Consider the following 17,093-nt stretch of genomic DNA (forward strand, 5'->3'; position numbering starts at 1 on the left):
ACCTAATTAGCTAAATCCGTGGTATTTGGGGTTTTTTTCATGCAAGCGTATCAGCGCGACTTCATTCGTTTTGCCATTGATCGTGGCGTTTTGCGCTTCGGTGAGTTCACCCTGAAGTCCGGGCGCACCAGTCCTTACTTCTTCAATGCCGGCCTGTTCAACTCGGGTTCCGCCCTGGCGCAGCTGGGTCGTTTCTATGCGGCAGCCATCGTCGAGAGCGGTATTTCGTTCGATGTGCTGTTCGGCCCGGCCTACAAAGGCATCCCGTTGGCGGCGACTACTGCCGTGGCGCTGGCTGAACATCATGGCCGTGATCTGCCATGGTGCTTCAACCGCAAGGAGGCCAAGGCCCATGGCGAAGGCGGCAGCCTGGTCGGCGCGCCATTGGCCGGCGACGTGCTGATCATCGACGACGTGATCACCGCAGGCACCGCCATCCGTGAAGTGATGCAGATCATCGCTTCCCAGGACGGCGCCAAGGCCGCGGGCGTGTTGATCGCCCTGAACCGTCAGGAGCGTGGCAACGGCGAATTGTCGGCCATCCAGGAAGTGGAGCGTGATTTCGGCATCCCGGTGATCAGCATTGTTTCGCTGAATCAGGTTCTCGAGTTCCTGGCGGATGACCCGCAGCTCAAGCAACACCTGCCAGCAGTTGAAGCCTACCGCGCCCAATTCGGCGTCTAATAGAAAAGGCCCTGTTTACAGGGCCTTTTCTATGGGTGGTGCCTAGCGCAGGTGACACCATTTGGCGATGAGCCGCACGGTCAGCCAAACGTTGAGCGCCGCAAACGCCAGAAGCGCGCAGGCCACAAGTACATAAAGCGTACGATCCACGTCGAAATCCCATAGATCCAGCGTGCTGCTGCGCATGATCCGCACGGCAGCCGGCAGGTTGACGTAAAACAGCGCCACGAAGGTGCAAGTCAGCGGCAATGCACAGCTGAAGAAAACATTGATCACCTGTTCCCGGCTGCGTTTTCTCGCCTGCGGGCCTGATTGTCTTTCATCCATCTCCAACGCTTCATGCAGCCTGGGCCACGCCAGATTGAACATGAAAGTGGTCAGGGTCAGCAGCAAACCGCTGACCGCGACGATGTCACTGAACGGCATTCAGACCAAGCGTCCTGCATAGCAAGTCGTGAGAGTCTTCGCTGATTTCGAACAACCCGGCGCTGCCTTTGCGTTTGGTGATGGGCTTGAAGGTCGGCTCGTTCTGGGTGATCAGCATGTTCAGTTCATCACGAATGACGTCGGAGCTGATGACGACCAGGTAAACCGTCTGCGCATGGTCTGCGGTTTCGATCACGGCCCGCATGCTGTTCTGCAGGATATCGTCGAGTTGATTGCGAAACCGCGAGACGGTGTTCTTCAGGAGCGTTTTGCTTTGGCTCTGGGTCAGTTGGAAGATCGTTGATATCTGCGATTCGGTCGGCAGCGTTTGCCCGAAGTAGCTTTGAATCAGATACAGCAGACGATCCTGTTTCGCCTCATCGGCCCTGCTGGGCATGCCGCCCTCGACCAGCATTTTCAAGTATTCGGTCAGACTCGCCTTGGCTATTCGCTGTAGGGCATGAGCTATTTCGTGGTCGGAAATCCTCAGCGTCTTTTTGACCGGTTCCTTTTGTTCCAGGTCGAAGGCCTGGGCGTCGATCGTGAACGAGATCTGCATGGCTCAGTCCTCCAGGATTATTTTTTGCTGGTGCTGCTGAGCGTCTCGGCCTTTTTGATCCCGGCGGGTTTACTGGCTGTCTCTGGGTACGGATCACTAGCGGCATCGCCCTGACCGGTAAGAATTTTCCAGCCATGCCGGGTGTGTGGTGTTTTCCGGAGTTGCGGGCACGGCGGCATTGAGGTTTTGGCTTGGTTCGAATACTCATGACCGCAATCGACGCAGGCATAGGTGCCAGGTGAAACGTCGCTGCCGTATGGGACATAGTCTTTTTGCATGAGGTAGATCTCCTGTGGGTTCAGGGAAAATCCTATGCAGATTGCTTACTTCGCGATGTCAGACGTTTCGCTTAGTCAGGTCAGGCATTTCCTGCGCGCATAAAAAAGATCGCAGACTTCGTCAGCTCCTACAGGGTTTTCGTACATCCGAAAATCCGCTGTCGTAGGAACTGCCGAAGGCTGCGATCTTTTTAAGGTTTGAATCAGTGACGCTTGCGATTGCTGATCAAGGTGCCCACACCGGTGTCGGTGAAGATTTCCAGCAGAATCGCGTTCGGCACCCGACCATCGATGATCAACGAGCTGCCCACACCGCCCTGTACCGCTTCCAGCGCGCAACGAATCTTCGGCAGCATGCCGCCGTAGATAGTGCCGTCGGCGATCAGGTCGTCGACCTGTTGAGTCGTCAGACCGGTCAGAACCGTGCCCGACTTGTCCATCAGGCCGGCGATGTTGGTCAGCAGCATCAGCTTCTCGGCTTTCAGTGCCTCGGCCACTTTGCCGGCCACCAGATCGGCGTTGATGTTGTACGACTCGCCGTTGGCGCCGACGCCGATTGGCGCGATCACCGGGATGAAATCGCCTTTGACCAGCAGGTTCAGCAGGTCGGTGTTGATGCCGACCACTTCGCCCACCTGGCCAATGTCGATGATTTCCGGTTGGGTCATTTCCGGCGTCTGACGGGTAACAGTGAGTTTTTTCGCGCGAATCAGCTCGGCGTCTTTACCGGTCAGGCCGATGGCGCTGCCGCCATGACGGTTGATCAGGTTGACGATGTCCTTGTTGACCTGGCCGCCGAGGACCATTTCCACCACGTCCATGGTCTGCGCGTCAGTCACGCGCATGCCATCGATGAAGTGGCTCTCGATCGACAGACGCTTGAGCAGGTCGCCGATTTGCGGGCCGCCACCATGAACCACCACTGGATTGATGCCGACAGCTTTCATCAGCACGATGTCGCGGGCGAAGCCGGTTTTCAGCTCCTCGCTTTCCATCGCGTTGCCGCCGTATTTGATCACCAGCGTCTTGCCGACATAGCGGCGAATGTAAGGCAGCGCTTCGGACAGGACCTTGGCGGTGTTGGCGGCGGCTTCGCGTTCGAGGGTCATTCAGGGCTCCGGGTGCTTCAGAAGATCAAAACGGTAATTGGAGATCAGGTGCAACGCGTTTCAACTGGACGTGGAACACATCCTTGATGCGCTGCAGTTCAGCCTCGTCATCGGCCTCGAAGCGCAGCACCAGCACCGGTGTGGTGTTGGAGGCGCGAACCAGGCCCCAGCCTTTGGCATAGTCGACTCGCACGCCGTCAATGGTGGTCAGGTTGGCGCCTTCACCCCATTGCGCATCGTGCAGTGCATCAATGATGCTGAATTTGCTCTCTTCGGTCACATGGATATTGATCTCTGGCGTAGAAATATCGTTCGGGAAGGTCGCGAACAGCTCTTCCGCGGTGGATTTTTCCTTGCTGAGGATCTCCAGCAGCCGCGCGGCGCTGTAAATACCATCGTCGAAACCGAACCAGCGTTCCTTGAAGAAGATATGCCCGCTCATTTCGCCGGCCAACAGGGCGCCGGATTGTTTCATTTTCTTTTTGATCAACGAGTGACCGGTCTTCCACATCAGCGGACGACCGCCGTATTCCTTGATCAGCGGGATCAGGCGACGGGTGCATTTGACGTCGAAGATGATTTCCGCGTTCGGGTTGCGCGCCACGACGTCGCGGGCGAACAGCATCAACAGGCGATCAGGGAAAACGATGCTGCCGGTATTGGTAACAACGCCTACACGGTCGCCGTCGCCGTCGAAAGCCAGGCCCAGGTCGGCGTTGGTTTCCTTGACCTTGGCGATCAGGTCGACCAGGTTTTCAGGCTTGCCCGGGTCCGGGTGGTGATTCGGGAAGTTGCCATCGACTTCGCAGAACAGCGGGATGACTTCGCAGTTCAGGGCTTCGATCAGCTGCGGGGCGATCACGCCGGCCGCGCCGTTACCGCAATCGACCACCACTTTCAGACGGCGGGCGAGTTTGATGTCCTGGACGATTTCAGTGTTGTAGCGGTCGAGGATCTCGACCTTGGTGATGCTGCCCTTGCCGCTGCTCAGGTTGTTGGTCTTGAGGCGTTCATGCAGGGCCTGGATCTGTTCGTTTGCCAGAGTGTCGCCGGCAATGACGATCTTGAAGCCATTGTAGTTCGACGGGTTGTGGCTGCCGGTGAGCATCACGCCGGATTTGCCGGCCAGTACGTTGGCGGCGTAGTACAGCGCCGGGGTTGGCACCAGGCCGACGTCGCTGACGTGGCAACCGCTGTCGGCCAGGCCTTTGATCAGTTGCTCGACCAGTTCCGGGCCGGACAGGCGACCGTCGCGGCCGACTGAAACGTTCGGTTCATCCTGGGCCAGGCTCTGGGAGCCGATGGCGCGACCAAGCCAATAAGCTGTTTCAGCGTTCAAGAATTCCGGGACGGTGCCGCGAATGTCGTAGGCGCGGAAGATGCTGTCGGGGAACTTGGGTGCGACTTGGGCTGGGGTGCTCATTTCTGGAAATGCTCCATCTCTAAAGTGGCTGGACAAGCCTGCGAAAAATTCGTGGGCTGGCTCAAACTGAAGGGTATGACGGCGTTTTCGGCAGAGAGTTCGTGGTGTGTAAATGCCATGCCATCAGCATCGGCGAGCAATTGGCCGGCCAATGCCTTGATTTCCAGTGGTAAACCTTCCAGATGACGTCTTTGCAATTTTCATCCTTAAAATGCAGAGGACAGGTCAGGCCGGGCAGGGCTCCCAGCCTGAGTGCCGATGATCAGTGGCTACCCGAATGGCCGAACCCGCCGGTGCCGCGCTGGGTTTCGACGAACTCTTCGACCATTTCAAAATGCGCTTGAACTACCGGTACCAGCACTAATTGGGCCAGGCGTTCGCCTACCACCATGTTGAAATCGGTCTGGCCACGGTTCCAGCACGACACCATCAGCGGCCCCTGGTAATCGGAGTCGATCAGGCCAACCAGATTGCCCAGCACGATGCCGTGCTTATGGCCCAGGCCGGAGCGCGGCAGAATCAAGGCCGCCAGGCCCGGATCGCCGATGTACACCGACAGGCCAGTCGGAATCAGCAGGGTTTCGCCCGGCTTGATGACGGTGTCTTTTTCCAGCATGGCGCGCAGGTCGAGGCCGGCGGAGCCTGGCGTGGCGTATTGCGGCAGCGGGAATTCGGTACCGATGCGTGGGTCGAGGATCTTGGCTTGCAAAGCGTGCATGTAAATTAAACCTGGTTCAGACGTTCGGCGATAAAAGTGATCAGCTGGCGAGCGATTTTGCTCTTGCTGGTCTGGGCGAAGAGTGTGGCGTGCAGCTCACGGTCGATCACGCTGCAGGCGTTTTCTTCGCTGTTGAAGCCAATACTCGGGTTCGCGACGTCGTTGGCGACGATCAGATCGAGGTTCTTGTCTTTCAACTTGCGTGCAGCATAATCGAGCAAGTGTTCGGTTTCGGCGGCGAAACCGACACTGAACGGACGGTCGGGGCGGGTGGCGATGGTGGCCAGGATGTCTGGGTTACGCACCATCTGTAGCAACAAGCCGTCGCCGTTCGTAGGGTCTTTCTTGAGTTTCTGTGGGGCGACGACTTCCGGGCGGTAGTCTGCGACCGCAGCAGAGGCGATGAACAGGTCGCAAGGGATCGCCGCTTCACAGGCAGCGAGCATGTCGCGGGCACTCACCACGTCGATGCGCGTGACGCGATCCGGGGTCGGCAGGTGCACTGGGCCTGTGATCAGGGTCACGCGGGCGCCGGCTTCTACCGCGGCTTCGGCCAGGGCAAAGCCCATTTTTCCGGAGCTGTGGTTGGTGATGTAGCGCACCGGGTCGATGTTTTCCTGGGTCGGGCCGGCGGTGATCAGCACGTGTTTGCCGGTCAGCGCCTGGCGCTGGAAGCAGTCTGCCGCGCACTGGGCGAGGTCGGTGGCTTCGAGCATGCGACCCATGCCGACGTCGCCGCAGGCCTGGCTGCCGGAGGCTGGGCCGAAGACCTTGAGCTCGCGGCTTTCGAGGGTTTGCAGGTTGGCCTGGGTCGCCGGGTCGCGCCACATGGCCTGGTTCATCGCCGGGGCAACCGCGACCACCGCGTCGGTGGCCAGCACCAGCGTGGTCAGCAGGTCGTCGGCAATGCCTTGGGCCAGGCGGGCGATCAGGTCCGCGGTGGCGGGAGCGATCAGCACCAGGTCGGCCCACTTGGCCAGCTCGATGTGGCCCATCGCGGCTTCGGCCGCCGGGTCCAGCAAATCGAGATGGACCGGATGCCCGGACAACGCCTGCATGGTCAGCGGGGTAATGAATTCGCTGCCGCCACGGGTCATGACCACGCGCACTTCGGCGCCCTGGTCGATCAGGCGGCGAACCAGCTCGGCGCTCTTGTAGGCAGCAATGCCGCCGCCGACGCCCAGAACGATGCGTTTCCGATACAGCCGCTGCATAGGTCTGCCTTTCATTTCGTTGATGACTGCTTGGCGATACCCCCTCCCCAGGGATGAATTCGCCAGCAAAAAAGATGGGCTACGATATCACAGCGACCGCTATGGAACAGCGGCGCCCACATTCCAGGGAGGTGCTATGAGTATTCGCGATTGGCCGGCGGCGGAGCGGCCGAGGGAGAGGTTGCTTGAGTTGGGCTCGGGGAGCCTTTCGGACGCCGAACTGCTGGCGATTTTTTTAAGGACCGGCGTGTCGGGTAAAAGCGCAGTTGATCTGGCGCGACATCTGCTGAATCAGTTTGGCAGCCTGCGCTCACTGCTAGAGGCCGATCAGGCTGCGTTCAGCAGGCAATTAGGTCTTGGACCAGCGAAATTCGCTCAGTTGCAAGCTGCACAGGAAATGGGCAGAAGGCATTTGGCCGAACGTGCGCGCCAAAAATCGGCGCTGGAGAATCCGCAGGCGGTTCGTGATTACCTGAAGTCGATGCTGCGCCACGAGCCTCACGAGGTGTTTGGGTGTCTGTTTTTGGATTCCAAGCATCAAGTGCTGGCGTTTGAAGTGCTGTTTCGCGGCTCCATCGACAGCACCAGTGTTTATCCGAGGCAGGTGGTTAAACGCGCCTTGGCCCACAACGCCGCAGCGTTGATCCTCTGCCACAACCATCCGTCGGGTAACACCAACCCCAGTCAAGCCGATCGCACGCTGACCAAGCGCCTGCAAGAGGCCCTGGACTTGATTGATGTGCGGGTGCTCGACCATTTCATCGTCGGTGACGGCGATCCGCTGTCGATGGCTGAGTATGGGTGGATGTGAGCGAGGGATTCGAAGTTAAGTGAGTCCCTGTGGGAGCGGGCCTGTGGCGAGGGGGCTTGCCCCTGTTTGAGTGCGTAGCATTCACAAGATTTTTGGTGCATCAGAGATTTTGGGGCCGCTTCGCAGCCAACGGGGGCAAGCCCCCTCGCCACAAAAGCCCGCTCCCACAGGTTTTGTGGTGACGCTAATTACTTGAGGTTGACCTTCGAGTAATCCTGACGACCGAACGGGCTGACCTGATAGCCCTGCACATCCTTACGCGTCAGCGCAAAGGCAGTCGGGTGCGCCAGCGGCAGCCACAACGCTTGTTGCTGGATCTGCGCCTGGGCCTGTTCGTAGAGCTTGGTGCGTACACCTTGCTCGCCGGTGGTCTTGCCGGCGCTGATCAGCTTGTCCAGGTCCTGGTTGCAGTAGCGGGCGAAGTTGGTGCCGGATTTGACCCCCGCGCAGGAAAACTGCGGCGTGAGGAAGTTGTCCGGATCACCGTTGTCGCCAGCCCAGCCCATGAATAGCAAGTCGTGCTCGCCGGCCTTGGCGCGCCGAATCAGCTCGCCCCATTCGATCACGCGAATCTCGGCCTGGATGCCGATTTCCGCCAGGTCGGACTGCAGCAATTGCGCACCGAGGCTCGGATTGGGGTTCAGCAGGCTGCCGGAAGGGCGGGTCCAGATGGTGGTCTGGAAACCACTCTTGAGCCCGGCCTTGGCCATCAATGCCCGGGCTTTCTCGACATCATGGGGGTAGCCCGAGAGGTTTTTGGCGTAGCTCCAGGTATTGGGCGGGTATGGGCCATTGGCGGGTTCAGCGGTGTCTTCGAACACGGCCTTGATGTAATTGGCCTTGTCGAACGCCAGGTTGATGGCCTGGCGCACTTCGGGTTTGTCCAGCGGCGGATGCTGGCTGTTGATGCCAACGAATGCGGTCATGAAGGCGTCAGTCTTTTCGACTTTCAGGGTCGGCTCTTTGTGCGCGGCCTGTACGTCCAGCGGTTTGGGCGACAGGGCGATCTGACACTCGTTGCGGCGCAGCTTCTGCAGGCGCACGTTGGCGTCCGGAGTGATGGCGAAGATCAGCGGGTCAACCGACGGCTTGCCACGGAAGTAATCCGGGTTGGCCTTGTAGCGAATCGAGGCGTCTTTCTGGAAGCGCGTGAAGATGAACGGGCCGCTGCCGATCGGCTGGCTGTTGAGTTTCTCCGGGGTGCCGGCCTTCAGCAGTTTGTCCGCGTACTCAGCCGAATAGATCGAGGCGAAACCCATGGTCAGGGTTGGCAGGAAAGTCGAGTCCGGGTGATCAAGGGTGAAGCGGATGGTAAGCGGATCCAATGCGTCGATCTTCTTGATCAACGCCGGTAACTGCATCGACTGGGCGTGCGGGAAGCCGCTCTGGGCGACTTTGTGCCACGGGTTCGCCGGGTCGAGCATGCGGTCGAAGCTGAACTTCACGTCTTCGGCGGTCAGGTCGCGCGTCGGGTTGAAGTATTCGGTACGGTGAAATTTCACCTGCGGGTGCAATTTGAAGACGTAGGTCAGGCCGTCGGGCGTGACTTCCCAGCTGTCCGCCAGGCTGGCGACCACTTTGCCGCTGGCCGTGTCGAAGTCCACCAGGCGGTCCATCAGCACATCGGCCGAGGCATTGGTGGTGGTCAGCGAGTTGTATTGCACCACATCGAACCCTTCCGGGCTGGCTTCGGTGCAGACGCTCAAGGCGGCAGCATGGGCCAAGGGGCTCAGTAGAAGCGGGGCGAGCAGCAGCGGTAGGGCAGCGAGGCGCATGGTCGGATTCCTTTACAGATCGAAGGCCCATCTGCAAGTGCAGTCTGGAAAAGGCTTACCCTAGTGGGCTCTTTTGCAAATGACTATCCCCTTTTTCGTTTTAAGGGGACTATGTGCGCTTGTTTTCGGTGATGCGGGCCGAGGAAAACCCGGAATCGGTCGGTTTGCCGATTCTCTGCGACGAGCGGTCTTAATCGACGACAGCCTTTATCCAAGGCGCCCGGCGCCCGGAAAAGGGGGAATTTATCAAGTTCGCGCACACGGAATGTTGTTGCTCTCCAGTCTTTCTGGTATAAAGCAGCGCTCTTTTCTAGGGGCCCGGTTCCTTCACTGTAGGTGTAGCCGGTAAGACCTCTAAAGAAACGCGGCGCCTGGCGCCAAATGACTGAGAGATTAAGCGGCCAACCCATGCCGGGTTGGGCATGTGGTTTTAGAGGGCTGAGGCATGTCGAGAGTATGTCAAGTTACCGGTAAGGGTCCGGTGACTGGGAATAACATTTCCCACGCAAACAACAAAACCCGTCGTCGTTTCCTGCCGAACCTGCAGCATCACCGCTTCTGGGTTGAAGAAGAGAAACGTTTCGTGCGTCTGCGCGTATCTGCCAAAGGCATGCGTATCATCGACAAGCGTGGCATCACTGTCGTGCTGGCCGAAATCCGCAAAGCCGGCAAGATCTAAGGGAGCTAATCATGCGTGAATTGATTCGTTTGATTTCGAGCGCCGGTACTGGTCACTTCTACACTACCGACAAGAACAAGCGCACTACTCCGGACAAAATCGAGATCAAGAAATTTGATCCGGTTGTTCGTAAGCACGTGATCTACAAAGAAGGCAAAATCAAGTAATTGATTTTTCCCTCTTACGAAAAAGGCCCGTATCGCGAGATACGGGCCTTTTTTGTTGCCTGCGGGTTTTGTGTTGTCTGTCAGGGCCTCATCGCGGGCAAGCCACGCTCCCACAGGTTTTGTGATTGACACAGATCCCTGTGGGAGCGGGCTTGCCCGCGATGAGGTCGGCCGGGGCAGCACAAATCTTCAAGCCTTCTGTTCAAACACCACATAGATCTTGCGGCACGGCTCCAGCACTTCCCAGGTGCCTTTGAAACCGGCCGGAATCACGAAGCGATCGCCCACACGCAGGGTCTTGGCGTTGCCGTCGCCGTCACGCAGCACTGAAACCCCCTGAACGATTTCGCAGTATTCATGCTCGGTGTAGTTCACTAGCCACTGGCCGACTTCGCCTTCCCAAACACCTGCACTCATCTGGCCGCACGGGCTGTTGTAGTGGTTGTACACCGCTTGCTCGGGGTCGCCCTTGAGGACTTTTGCAGGGTCGGGCCGATAACGATCGGGCTGGGTGTTGGCTTGGCTGAAATCGACGATATCCTGAATGCTCATGCTGGTATTCCCCCGTGATTGCGCTGGAAAATTGAAAGTCTATGTTTATTAAAATGAACATCGCAAGGCCGTTTGCCAGCCTTGTGTCAAATATATTGAAACTTCACCGGCCACTGGTTTAGGGTAACGGTTGCCTTGAGCCGAAAAGCAGGCTGGCCGGGCAGAATTCCTGACAGCACCCGCATAGAACGCGGGGCACTCGTATTCAATAAGAGGAGGACACTCGAATGACCACCCTGACTCGTGCCGACTGGGAACAACGGGCTCGCGATCTGAAGATCGAAGGCCGCGCCTACATCAATGGCGAATACACCGATGCCGTCTCCGGTGAGACCTTCGAGTGCATCAGCCCCGTCGATGGCCGTCTGCTGGGCAAGATTGCCAGCTGTGACGCCGCCGATGCCCAGCGTGCCGTGGACAACGCCCGCGCCACTTTCAATTCCGGCGCCTGGTCGCGCCTGGCGCCGACCAAACGCAAAGCCACCATGATTCGTTTCGCCGGCCTGCTGAAACAGCACGCCGAAGAGCTGGCCCTGCTCGAAACCCTGGACATGGGCAAGCCGATCAGCGATTCCCTGTACATCGACGTTCCCGGCGCGGCGCAAGCCCTGAGCTGGAGCGGTGAAGCCATCGACAAGATCTACGACGAAGTCGCTGCTACCCCGCACGATCAACTGGGGTTGGTGACTCGCGAGCCGGTCGGCGTGGTCGGCGCGATCGTGCCGTGGAACTTCCCGTTGATGATGGCCTGCTGGAAACTCGGCCCGGCGCTGTCCACCGGTAACTCGGTGATCCTCAAGCCTTCCGAAAAATCGCCGCTGACAGCCATTCGCCTTGCGGCGCTGGCCGTTGAAGCCGGTATTCCGAAAGGTGTGTTGAACGTGCTGCCGGGTTACGGTCACACCGTCGGCAAGGCCCTGGCCCTGCACAATGATGTGGACACCCTGGTGTTCACCGGTTCGACCAAAATCGCCAAGCAACTGCTGATCTACTCCGGCGAATCGAACATGAAACGTGTCTGGCTGGAAGCTGGCGGCAAGAGCCCGAACATCGTGTTCGCCGATGCGCCGGACCTGCAAGCCGCCGCCGAAGCCGCTGCCGGTGCCATCGCCTTCAACCAGGGCGAAGTCTGCACCGCCGGTTCGCGCCTGCTGGTGGAGCGTTCGATCAAGGACAAATTCCTGCCGCTGGTAATTGAGGCCCTGAAAACCTGGAAGCCGGGCAATCCGCTGGACCCGGCAACCAATGTCGGTGCGCTGGTGGACACCCAGCAGATGAACACTGTGCTTTCCTACATCGAATCCGGTCACACCGATGGCGCCAAACTGGTGGCTGGCGGTAAGCGCATTCTTCAGGAAACCGGTGGCACTTACGTCGAGCCAACGATTTTCGATGGTGTGAGCAACGCGATGAAAATTGCTCAGGAAGAAATCTTCGGTCCGGTGTTGTCGGTCATCACCTTCGACAGCGCTGAAGAAGCCATCCAGATCGCCAACGACACGCCTTACGGTCTGGCCGCTGCAGTCTGGACCGCCGACATCTCCAAGGCTCACCTGACCGCCAAGGCTTTGCGTGCCGGTAGCGTGTGGGTCAATCAGTACGACGGCGGCGACATGACCGCGCCGTTTGGTGGCTTCAAACAGTCCGGCAACGGTCGCGACAAATCGCTGCACGCGTTCGACAAATACACCGAGCTGAAGGCGACCTGGATCAAGTTGTAATGTGTAGCGGACCCCGGTTCATATCGAGGCCCGACGCAACATAGATCCCTTGTGGGAGCGAGCCTGCTCGCGATAGCGGTATGACAGTCGACGTCAATGTTGAATGTTGCTCCGTCATCGCGAGCGGGCTCGCTCCCACACTGTTTTGTGCTGTACATAAAAATATCCACAGGAGTGTGGAACATGCGTTGGGCGACGTATTTCGCCGTTTTGGCGTCTGTCTTGAGTGTCGGCCTGGCCCTGGGGGTCAGCATGCCGTTGGTATCGCTGCGTCTGGAAGGCTGGGGTTACGGCTCGTTCGCGATCGGCGTGATGGCGGCGATGCCGGCCATTGGTGTGCTGCTGGGGGCGAAAATTTCCAGCCACCTCGCGGCCCGTCTTGGCACGGCCAATCTGATGCGCTTGTGTCTGTGGGCCGGTGCGGTATCCATCGGTTTGCTGGCAGTATGGCCGAGCTACCCGGTCTGGCTGGCACTGCGGTTGATGATCGGGGTGATCCTGACCCTCGTCTTCATTCTTGGTGAAAGCTGGATCAACCAACTGGTGGTCGAGCAATGGCGCGGTCGGCTGGTGGCGCTGTATGGCAGTAGCTATGCGCTGAGTCAGTTGGCCGGGCCGTTACTGTTGGGGGCGTTGGGCACCGAGCACGATTATGGCTTCTGGGTCGGCGTCGGTTTGCTCATGACGTCACCGTTCCTGCTGCTGGGCCGCGGCGGCGCACCCACCAGTGAAGCCTGCAGCGTAACCCTCGGTGACTTGTTGACCTTCTGCCGCGGCCTGCCGGCAATTGCCTGGGCGGTATCGCTGTTCGCGGCGTTCGAAGCGATGATCCTGACTTTGCTGCCGGTTTACTGCCTGCGTCAGGGCTTCACCACGGAAATCGCCTTGGCGATGGTCAGCACGGTGGTGGTGGGTGATGCCTTGCTGCAGTTGCCGATTGGCGCGCTGGCCGATCGCTTGTCGCGGCGTACGTTGTTTACCGGCTGTGCGATGCTTTTGCTGCTGTCGAGCCTGGCTATTCCGTTGCTGATCGACACGCTACTGATCTGGCCGCTGTGGGTGTTGTTTGGCGCCAGTGCCGGCGGGTTATTCACCTTGTCGCTGATCCTGATCGGCGAACGTTATCGCGACGATGCGCTGGTGCGCGCCAATGCCCATATCGCGCAGCTGTGGGGTATTGGTTGCCTGATCGGGCCCTTGGCAGCCGGTGCCGGAAGCCAGTGGATCAGCGGGCATGCCTTGCCGTTGTTGATGGCGGCGGGCGCATTGGGGCTGGTGATTCTGGTATCGCGGCAAGGCGCGTTTGGGACAGTTGCCGAACCGGCCTGAGCACTGCACAAACCTGTGGTGAGGGGGCTCACCACAATTCATCACCAGCCTCTTGGCTACAACATCCGCTCCAGGCCGACCATGCTGCTGAGCCATGAATTGAAGTGTCGCCACCACCCCCCCGGTTCTTTGGTCAATGTGTGCTGCTTGCCGTCATCTTCGGTGACCCAGACGATCTGACCTTTTTCCAGCCGGGCCTGATAGCTGAGGGCCGGCGCCATACCCTCCAGTGCCAGTTCGCGCACCCGCCCGGCGAGCTGCGGGTTGTCCACCAGTACCCCGACTTCGGTGTTCCACAGTACCGAGCGCGGGTCGAAATTGAACGAGCCGATGAAGGCTTTCTGTCGGTCGAAAATCATCGCCTTGCTGTGCAGGCTGGAGTTAGAACTACGATAGGAGCTGCTCCCGCTGTGAAACAGACGCGGTCCACTGCCGCTGTCATCGGTGTCGCCGGGCTGTCGGCGTAATTCGAACAGCTGCACACCATGCTCCAGCAAGGCTTTGCGATAAGGCGCGTAACCACCGTGCGTGGCCGGTACGTCGGTGGCTTCCAGTGAGTTGGTCAGCACGCTGACCGATACGCCGGCATCGGCGCGACCGGTCAGGTAAACCAGCCCCGGTTCGCCGGGTACGAGGTAGGCCGAGACCATGATTAGCTCTTTGCTGACCCCATTAAGTTCGGGCGCCAACTGGGTGGTCAGCAGCAAGTGCGGGTCTGGTTCGCCGTCGGACAGCACCTTGCTCGGCGCGTCCCACAATGCCTGGTTCCAGGCCCATATCAACTCACGGCGCCAGACGTCCAGGCGCGGATGAGTGGTGTAGGTCATCAACTGTTGATAGAGCGCGTGGTTCTGTTTGCGCGTTTCCTCCAGGGATTCGTCCAGTCGGGTCCGGGTGTTTCTGAGATCCCTGGCTGTCGGCTTGGTCGAGAGAAACTGCTCGATCGGCTTGCTCAGGGCGCTGTTCCAGTACTGGTCGAAGCTGTGCCCCAGCTGCTCGGCAACCGGGCCGACACTCAGCATGTCGATGTCGGTGAAATTCAGGTTGGGCTCGGCATCGAAATATTCGTCCCCCAGGTTACGCCCGCCAACGATCGCCGCGCTGTTGTCCGCCACCCACAGTTTGTTGTGCATGCGCCGGTGTTGCTGCGACAGGTTGAAGAACCGGCCCATGGTTCGCGTAACGACGGTGCTGCGGCCCAGGTGCAGCGGGTTGAACACGCGGATCTGAATCTTCGGATGTGCGGCGAGGGTCGCGATGATCCGGTCCAGACCATCGCTGGTGGTGTCGTCGAGCAGAATCCGCACCCGTACTCCGCGGTCAGCGGCCTTGAGCAGCTCGCTCACCAGTATTCGAGTGCTGATGCCGTCATGGACGATGTAGTACTGCAGATCGAGGCTGCTTTGGGCGTTGCGAATCAGCTCGGCGCGGGCGGTGAAGGCCTCTGAGCTATCGGAGAGCAAGCGAAAGCCCGATTGGCCCTCATGGGGGGCGGCCTGTGCCTGGATCGAACGGCCGAACGCCGAGTCGGCCGCCGGCAGGGCCTGACTCGGCTCGCGAGAGACATTGAGTGTTGTGCAGCCACCAAGGAGCGAGGTGAGTAACAGAAGAGCAAGCAGGGGCTGTCTGATTCTCACGGAGCGTATTCCGGGTGGTGGCAGTTAGCATATGGACGCCGCTTCCCGAAGAAAGGTCAGTCGGTTTCCGCCAGCAGTTTGATCGCTGTCGCACCGACCTTGCGTACTGCTTCTTCGATCTGCGGGGTTGTTTTGGCAGCGTAGTTCATCCGCAGGCAATTACGGTATTTGCCCGAGGCGGAAAAGATACTGCCGACAGCAATCTGTACGCCTTGATCATGCAGCGCCCGATTGAGTTTCAGGGTATCGAAGCCCTCCGGCAGTTCGACCCACAGCATGAAGCTGCCTTGCGGACGGCTGGCCCGGGTGCCAGCAGGAAAATAGCGGGTCACCCAGTCGATCATCGCGTCGCGATTGCGCTGGTATTGCGTGCGCATCTTCCGCAAATGCGGTTCGAAGTGACCGGCCTTGAGAAATTCGGCAATCGCAATTTGCGGTTGCGGCGCGGTGGAGCCGGTGCTGATGTACTTCATGTGCAGCACCCGTTCCAGATAACGGCCCGGTGCGACCCAACCAATGCGCAGGCCTGGTGCCAAAGTCTTGGAAAAAGAACTGCAGAGCAGGACGCGGCCGTCTTCGTCGAAGGATTTGATCGTGCGCGGGCGTGGGTAGGTGTAGGCCAGTTCGCCATACACATCGTCCTCGATAATCGCCACGTCGAAGCGCTGCGCGAGCGTCAACAACGCGCGTTTGCGTGACTCCGGCATGATGTAGCCCAGCGGGTTGTTGCAGTTGGGGGTCAACTGTATGACCTTGATCGGCCATTGCTCCAGCGCCAGTTCCAAAGCATCGAGGCTGATTCCGGTAAGCGGGTCGGTGGGGATTTCCAGGGCTTTCATGCCCAGACCCTTGAGCGTCTGCATGGCGCCGTGAAAGCTCGGTGAGTCCACGGCCACGATGTCACCCGGCTCGCAGATGGCGCGGATGCTGGTGGACAGTGCTTCGTGGCAACCGGTGGTGATCACCAGATCGTTGGCGCTCAACTGGCAGCCGGAATCGAGCATCAGACGAGCGATCTGTTCGCGCAGTTCGAGGGTGCCGCAGATGTTGTCGTAATACAGACCGGGCATGTCCTGCCGACGGCTGATTCGCGCAAGGTTGCGCAGCAGCGGTTTCATGGTCGGCGTGGTGATGTCCGGCATGCCGCGACCCAGTTGCACGACGTCCTTGCGCGGTACGGCGCGGATCAGTTCCAGCACTTGATCCCACTGCGAAATATCCACCGGTCGTTGGGCTGGCCGGCCAACCACTGGCAGCTCCGGCAGCTCGCGACTCACCGGTACGAAGTAGCCGGACTTGGGTTTTGGCATCGCCAGGCCAACGTCTTCCAGCACTCGATAGGCCTGCTGCACCGTGCTCAGGCTGACCCCGTGTTCGACACTCAGTGCCCGCACCGAGGGCAACCGGTCGCCGGGACGATAGAAGCCCTGTTCGATACGAGTGCCGAGTAATTCGGCGAGGTTGACGTAAAGGGTCATGGCGCAGTCTCGGTGTGGGTGATTCGGTTAACCAGCACAGATGGGGCAAAAATATGTGATTCAGAGGCTGAAATGGAAAATCTGTATGGAATTAATACACCATCGTTGAATCTGTAATGCTTTTCGCCGTCCGCGCATCATGAAACCTCTGGCTACCCAAGTAAACAGGAGCAATGAAAATGAACGGCTTGAGCGATGTGCGGCTGACGTTACACAGTCAGGAACTGGCGGCAGGGCAAAAAAACGGAGCACGCGAGGCGGTCATGCGCAACGCACCGTCCTGCCTGGGTCGCTGGGGCCTGTTCTGGCATCGTCTGCACACGCGCAAGGTGTTGCTGGAATTGACGCCGGAGCAGCTCAGGGATGTCGGATTGAGTCAGGAGCAGGCGTTGGAGGAGGGGCTTAAGCCGTTCTGGCGGATCTGAGATCCAGGGCGTTTTTTCGGGCCTCATCGCGGGCAAGCCCGCTCCCACAGGGATTGGCGGTGAACACAATTCTTGTGAACACCAGCGACCATTGTGGGAGCGGGCTTG

At 59.3% G+C, this 17,093-nt stretch carries 18 protein-coding genes and 1 pseudogene; 7 read left to right on the top strand and 12 right to left on the bottom strand.

From position 1 onward, the window contains the following. Positions 1–39 precede the first annotated feature (39 nt). Complete coding sequence (gene pyrE / locus KGB18_RS01570; RefSeq protein ID WP_223569302.1) at positions 40–684, top strand: orotate phosphoribosyltransferase; 645 nt, start codon at positions 40–42, stop codon at positions 682–684. Positions 685–726: 42 nt separating this feature from the next. Here the strand turns inward: pyrE and KGB18_RS01575 are convergent, their stop codons facing one another. The 8 genes and pseudogenes from KGB18_RS01575 to coaBC all read right to left on the bottom strand — a co-directional run bounded on the left by KGB18_RS01575 (position 727) and on the right by coaBC (position 6,411). Further along, complete coding sequence (locus tag KGB18_RS01575; RefSeq protein WP_223569303.1) at positions 727–1,110, bottom strand: hypothetical protein; 384 nt, start codon at positions 1,108–1,110, stop codon at positions 727–729. Further along, entirely contained in the window at positions 1,097–1,669 is a 573-nt protein-coding gene (locus KGB18_RS01580; RefSeq protein WP_038980739.1) for a hypothetical protein, read from the bottom strand. Before KGB18_RS01580 ends, KGB18_RS01575 begins: the two co-directional genes overlap by 14 nt. Positions 1,670–1,686: 17 nt before the next feature. After that, positions 1,687–1,947 (bottom strand): hypothetical protein, encoded by a 261-nt coding sequence (locus tag KGB18_RS01585; RefSeq protein ID WP_123720223.1) that lies wholly within the window; start codon positions 1,945–1,947, stop codon positions 1,687–1,689. Between the two features lie 203 nt (positions 1,948–2,150). Then, on the bottom strand, positions 2,151–3,056 hold the full coding sequence (gene argB / locus KGB18_RS01590; protein WP_008007602.1) for an acetylglutamate kinase: 906 nt from the start codon (positions 3,054–3,056) through the stop codon (positions 2,151–2,153). Between the two features lie 25 nt (positions 3,057–3,081). Further along, positions 3,082–4,485 (bottom strand): annotated as a pseudogene (locus KGB18_RS01595) (phosphomannomutase/phosphoglucomutase); the annotation flags it as partial. Next, positions 4,476–4,676, bottom strand: a complete 201-nt coding sequence (locus KGB18_RS01600) for a hypothetical protein (protein WP_123720225.1) — start codon at positions 4,674–4,676, stop codon at positions 4,476–4,478. The gene KGB18_RS01600 and the pseudogene KGB18_RS01595, both read right to left, overlap by 10 nt. 65 nt (positions 4,677–4,741) lie before the next feature. After that, positions 4,742–5,197 (bottom strand): dUTP diphosphatase, encoded by a 456-nt coding sequence (dut, locus tag KGB18_RS01605; RefSeq protein WP_007894692.1) that lies wholly within the window; start codon positions 5,195–5,197, stop codon positions 4,742–4,744. Between the two features lie 5 nt (positions 5,198–5,202). Next, positions 5,203–6,411 carry a bifunctional phosphopantothenoylcysteine decarboxylase/phosphopantothenate--cysteine ligase CoaBC gene (gene coaBC / locus KGB18_RS01610; RefSeq protein ID WP_123720226.1) on the bottom strand — a complete coding sequence of 403 codons (1,209 nt, stop codon included), beginning with the start codon at positions 6,409–6,411 and terminating at the stop codon, positions 5,203–5,205. A 136-nt stretch (positions 6,412–6,547) separates the two neighbouring features. On the opposite strand from coaBC, the gene radC reads away from it, so the two are divergent. Further along, positions 6,548–7,222, top strand: a complete 675-nt coding sequence (gene radC, locus KGB18_RS01615; protein ID WP_123357421.1) for a RadC family protein — start codon at positions 6,548–6,550, stop codon at positions 7,220–7,222. A gap of 188 nt (positions 7,223–7,410) precedes the next feature. On the opposite strand, the gene KGB18_RS01620 is transcribed toward radC, so the two are convergent. Further along, the gene (locus tag KGB18_RS01620) at positions 7,411–8,997 is read right to left on the bottom strand and encodes an ABC transporter substrate-binding protein (protein WP_223569304.1); all 1,587 of its coding nucleotides are present in this window, start codon (positions 8,995–8,997) and stop codon (positions 7,411–7,413) included. A 445-nt stretch (positions 8,998–9,442) separates the two neighbouring features. Between KGB18_RS01620 and rpmB the strand changes: the two genes are divergently transcribed. Together rpmB and rpmG are read left to right on the top strand one after the other, a co-directional pair. Then, on the top strand, positions 9,443–9,676 hold the full coding sequence (rpmB, locus tag KGB18_RS01625; RefSeq protein ID WP_007894701.1) for a 50S ribosomal protein L28: 234 nt from the start codon (positions 9,443–9,445) through the stop codon (positions 9,674–9,676). 11 nt (positions 9,677–9,687) lie between these two features. Beyond that, positions 9,688–9,843: a 50S ribosomal protein L33 gene (gene rpmG, locus KGB18_RS01630; protein ID WP_007894709.1), complete on the top strand. Its 156-nt coding sequence runs from the start codon at positions 9,688–9,690 to the stop codon at positions 9,841–9,843. A 189-nt stretch (positions 9,844–10,032) separates the two neighbouring features. Here rpmG and KGB18_RS01635 read toward each other — a convergent pair whose 3' ends face one another. Beyond that, on the bottom strand, positions 10,033–10,395 hold the full coding sequence (locus KGB18_RS01635) for a cupin domain-containing protein (RefSeq protein ID WP_038980750.1): 363 nt from the start codon (positions 10,393–10,395) through the stop codon (positions 10,033–10,035). A 227-nt stretch (positions 10,396–10,622) separates the two neighbouring features. Here KGB18_RS01635 and KGB18_RS01640 point away from each other — a divergent pair, with 227 nt between their 5' ends. Continuing rightward, complete coding sequence (locus KGB18_RS01640; protein ID WP_201061253.1) at positions 10,623–12,116, top strand: aldehyde dehydrogenase; 1,494 nt, start codon at positions 10,623–10,625, stop codon at positions 12,114–12,116. A gap of 183 nt (positions 12,117–12,299) precedes the next feature. Next, positions 12,300–13,445: an MFS transporter gene (locus KGB18_RS01645; RefSeq protein WP_123720229.1), complete on the top strand. Its 1,146-nt coding sequence runs from the start codon at positions 12,300–12,302 to the stop codon at positions 13,443–13,445. A 56-nt stretch (positions 13,446–13,501) separates the two neighbouring features. Here KGB18_RS01645 and KGB18_RS01650 read toward each other — a convergent pair whose 3' ends face one another. Then, entirely contained in the window at positions 13,502–15,082 is a 1,581-nt protein-coding gene (locus tag KGB18_RS01650) for a phospholipase D family protein (RefSeq protein ID WP_201061255.1), read from the bottom strand. Positions 15,083–15,138: 56 nt separating this feature from the next. Beyond that, positions 15,139–16,560 (bottom strand): PLP-dependent aminotransferase family protein, encoded by a 1,422-nt coding sequence (locus KGB18_RS01655; protein WP_123720231.1) that lies wholly within the window; start codon positions 16,558–16,560, stop codon positions 15,139–15,141. 179 nt (positions 16,561–16,739) lie between these two features. Between KGB18_RS01655 and KGB18_RS01660 the strand changes: the two genes are divergently transcribed. Continuing rightward, positions 16,740–16,985, top strand: a complete 246-nt coding sequence (locus tag KGB18_RS01660; protein ID WP_123720232.1) for a DUF1127 domain-containing protein — start codon at positions 16,740–16,742, stop codon at positions 16,983–16,985. The last annotated feature ends 108 nt before the right edge of the window (positions 16,986–17,093 follow it).

The organism is Pseudomonas sp. BF-R-26 (genome assembly GCF_019947395.1).
GTDB lineage: Bacteria > Pseudomonadota > Gammaproteobacteria > Pseudomonadales > Pseudomonadaceae > Aquipseudomonas > Aquipseudomonas farris.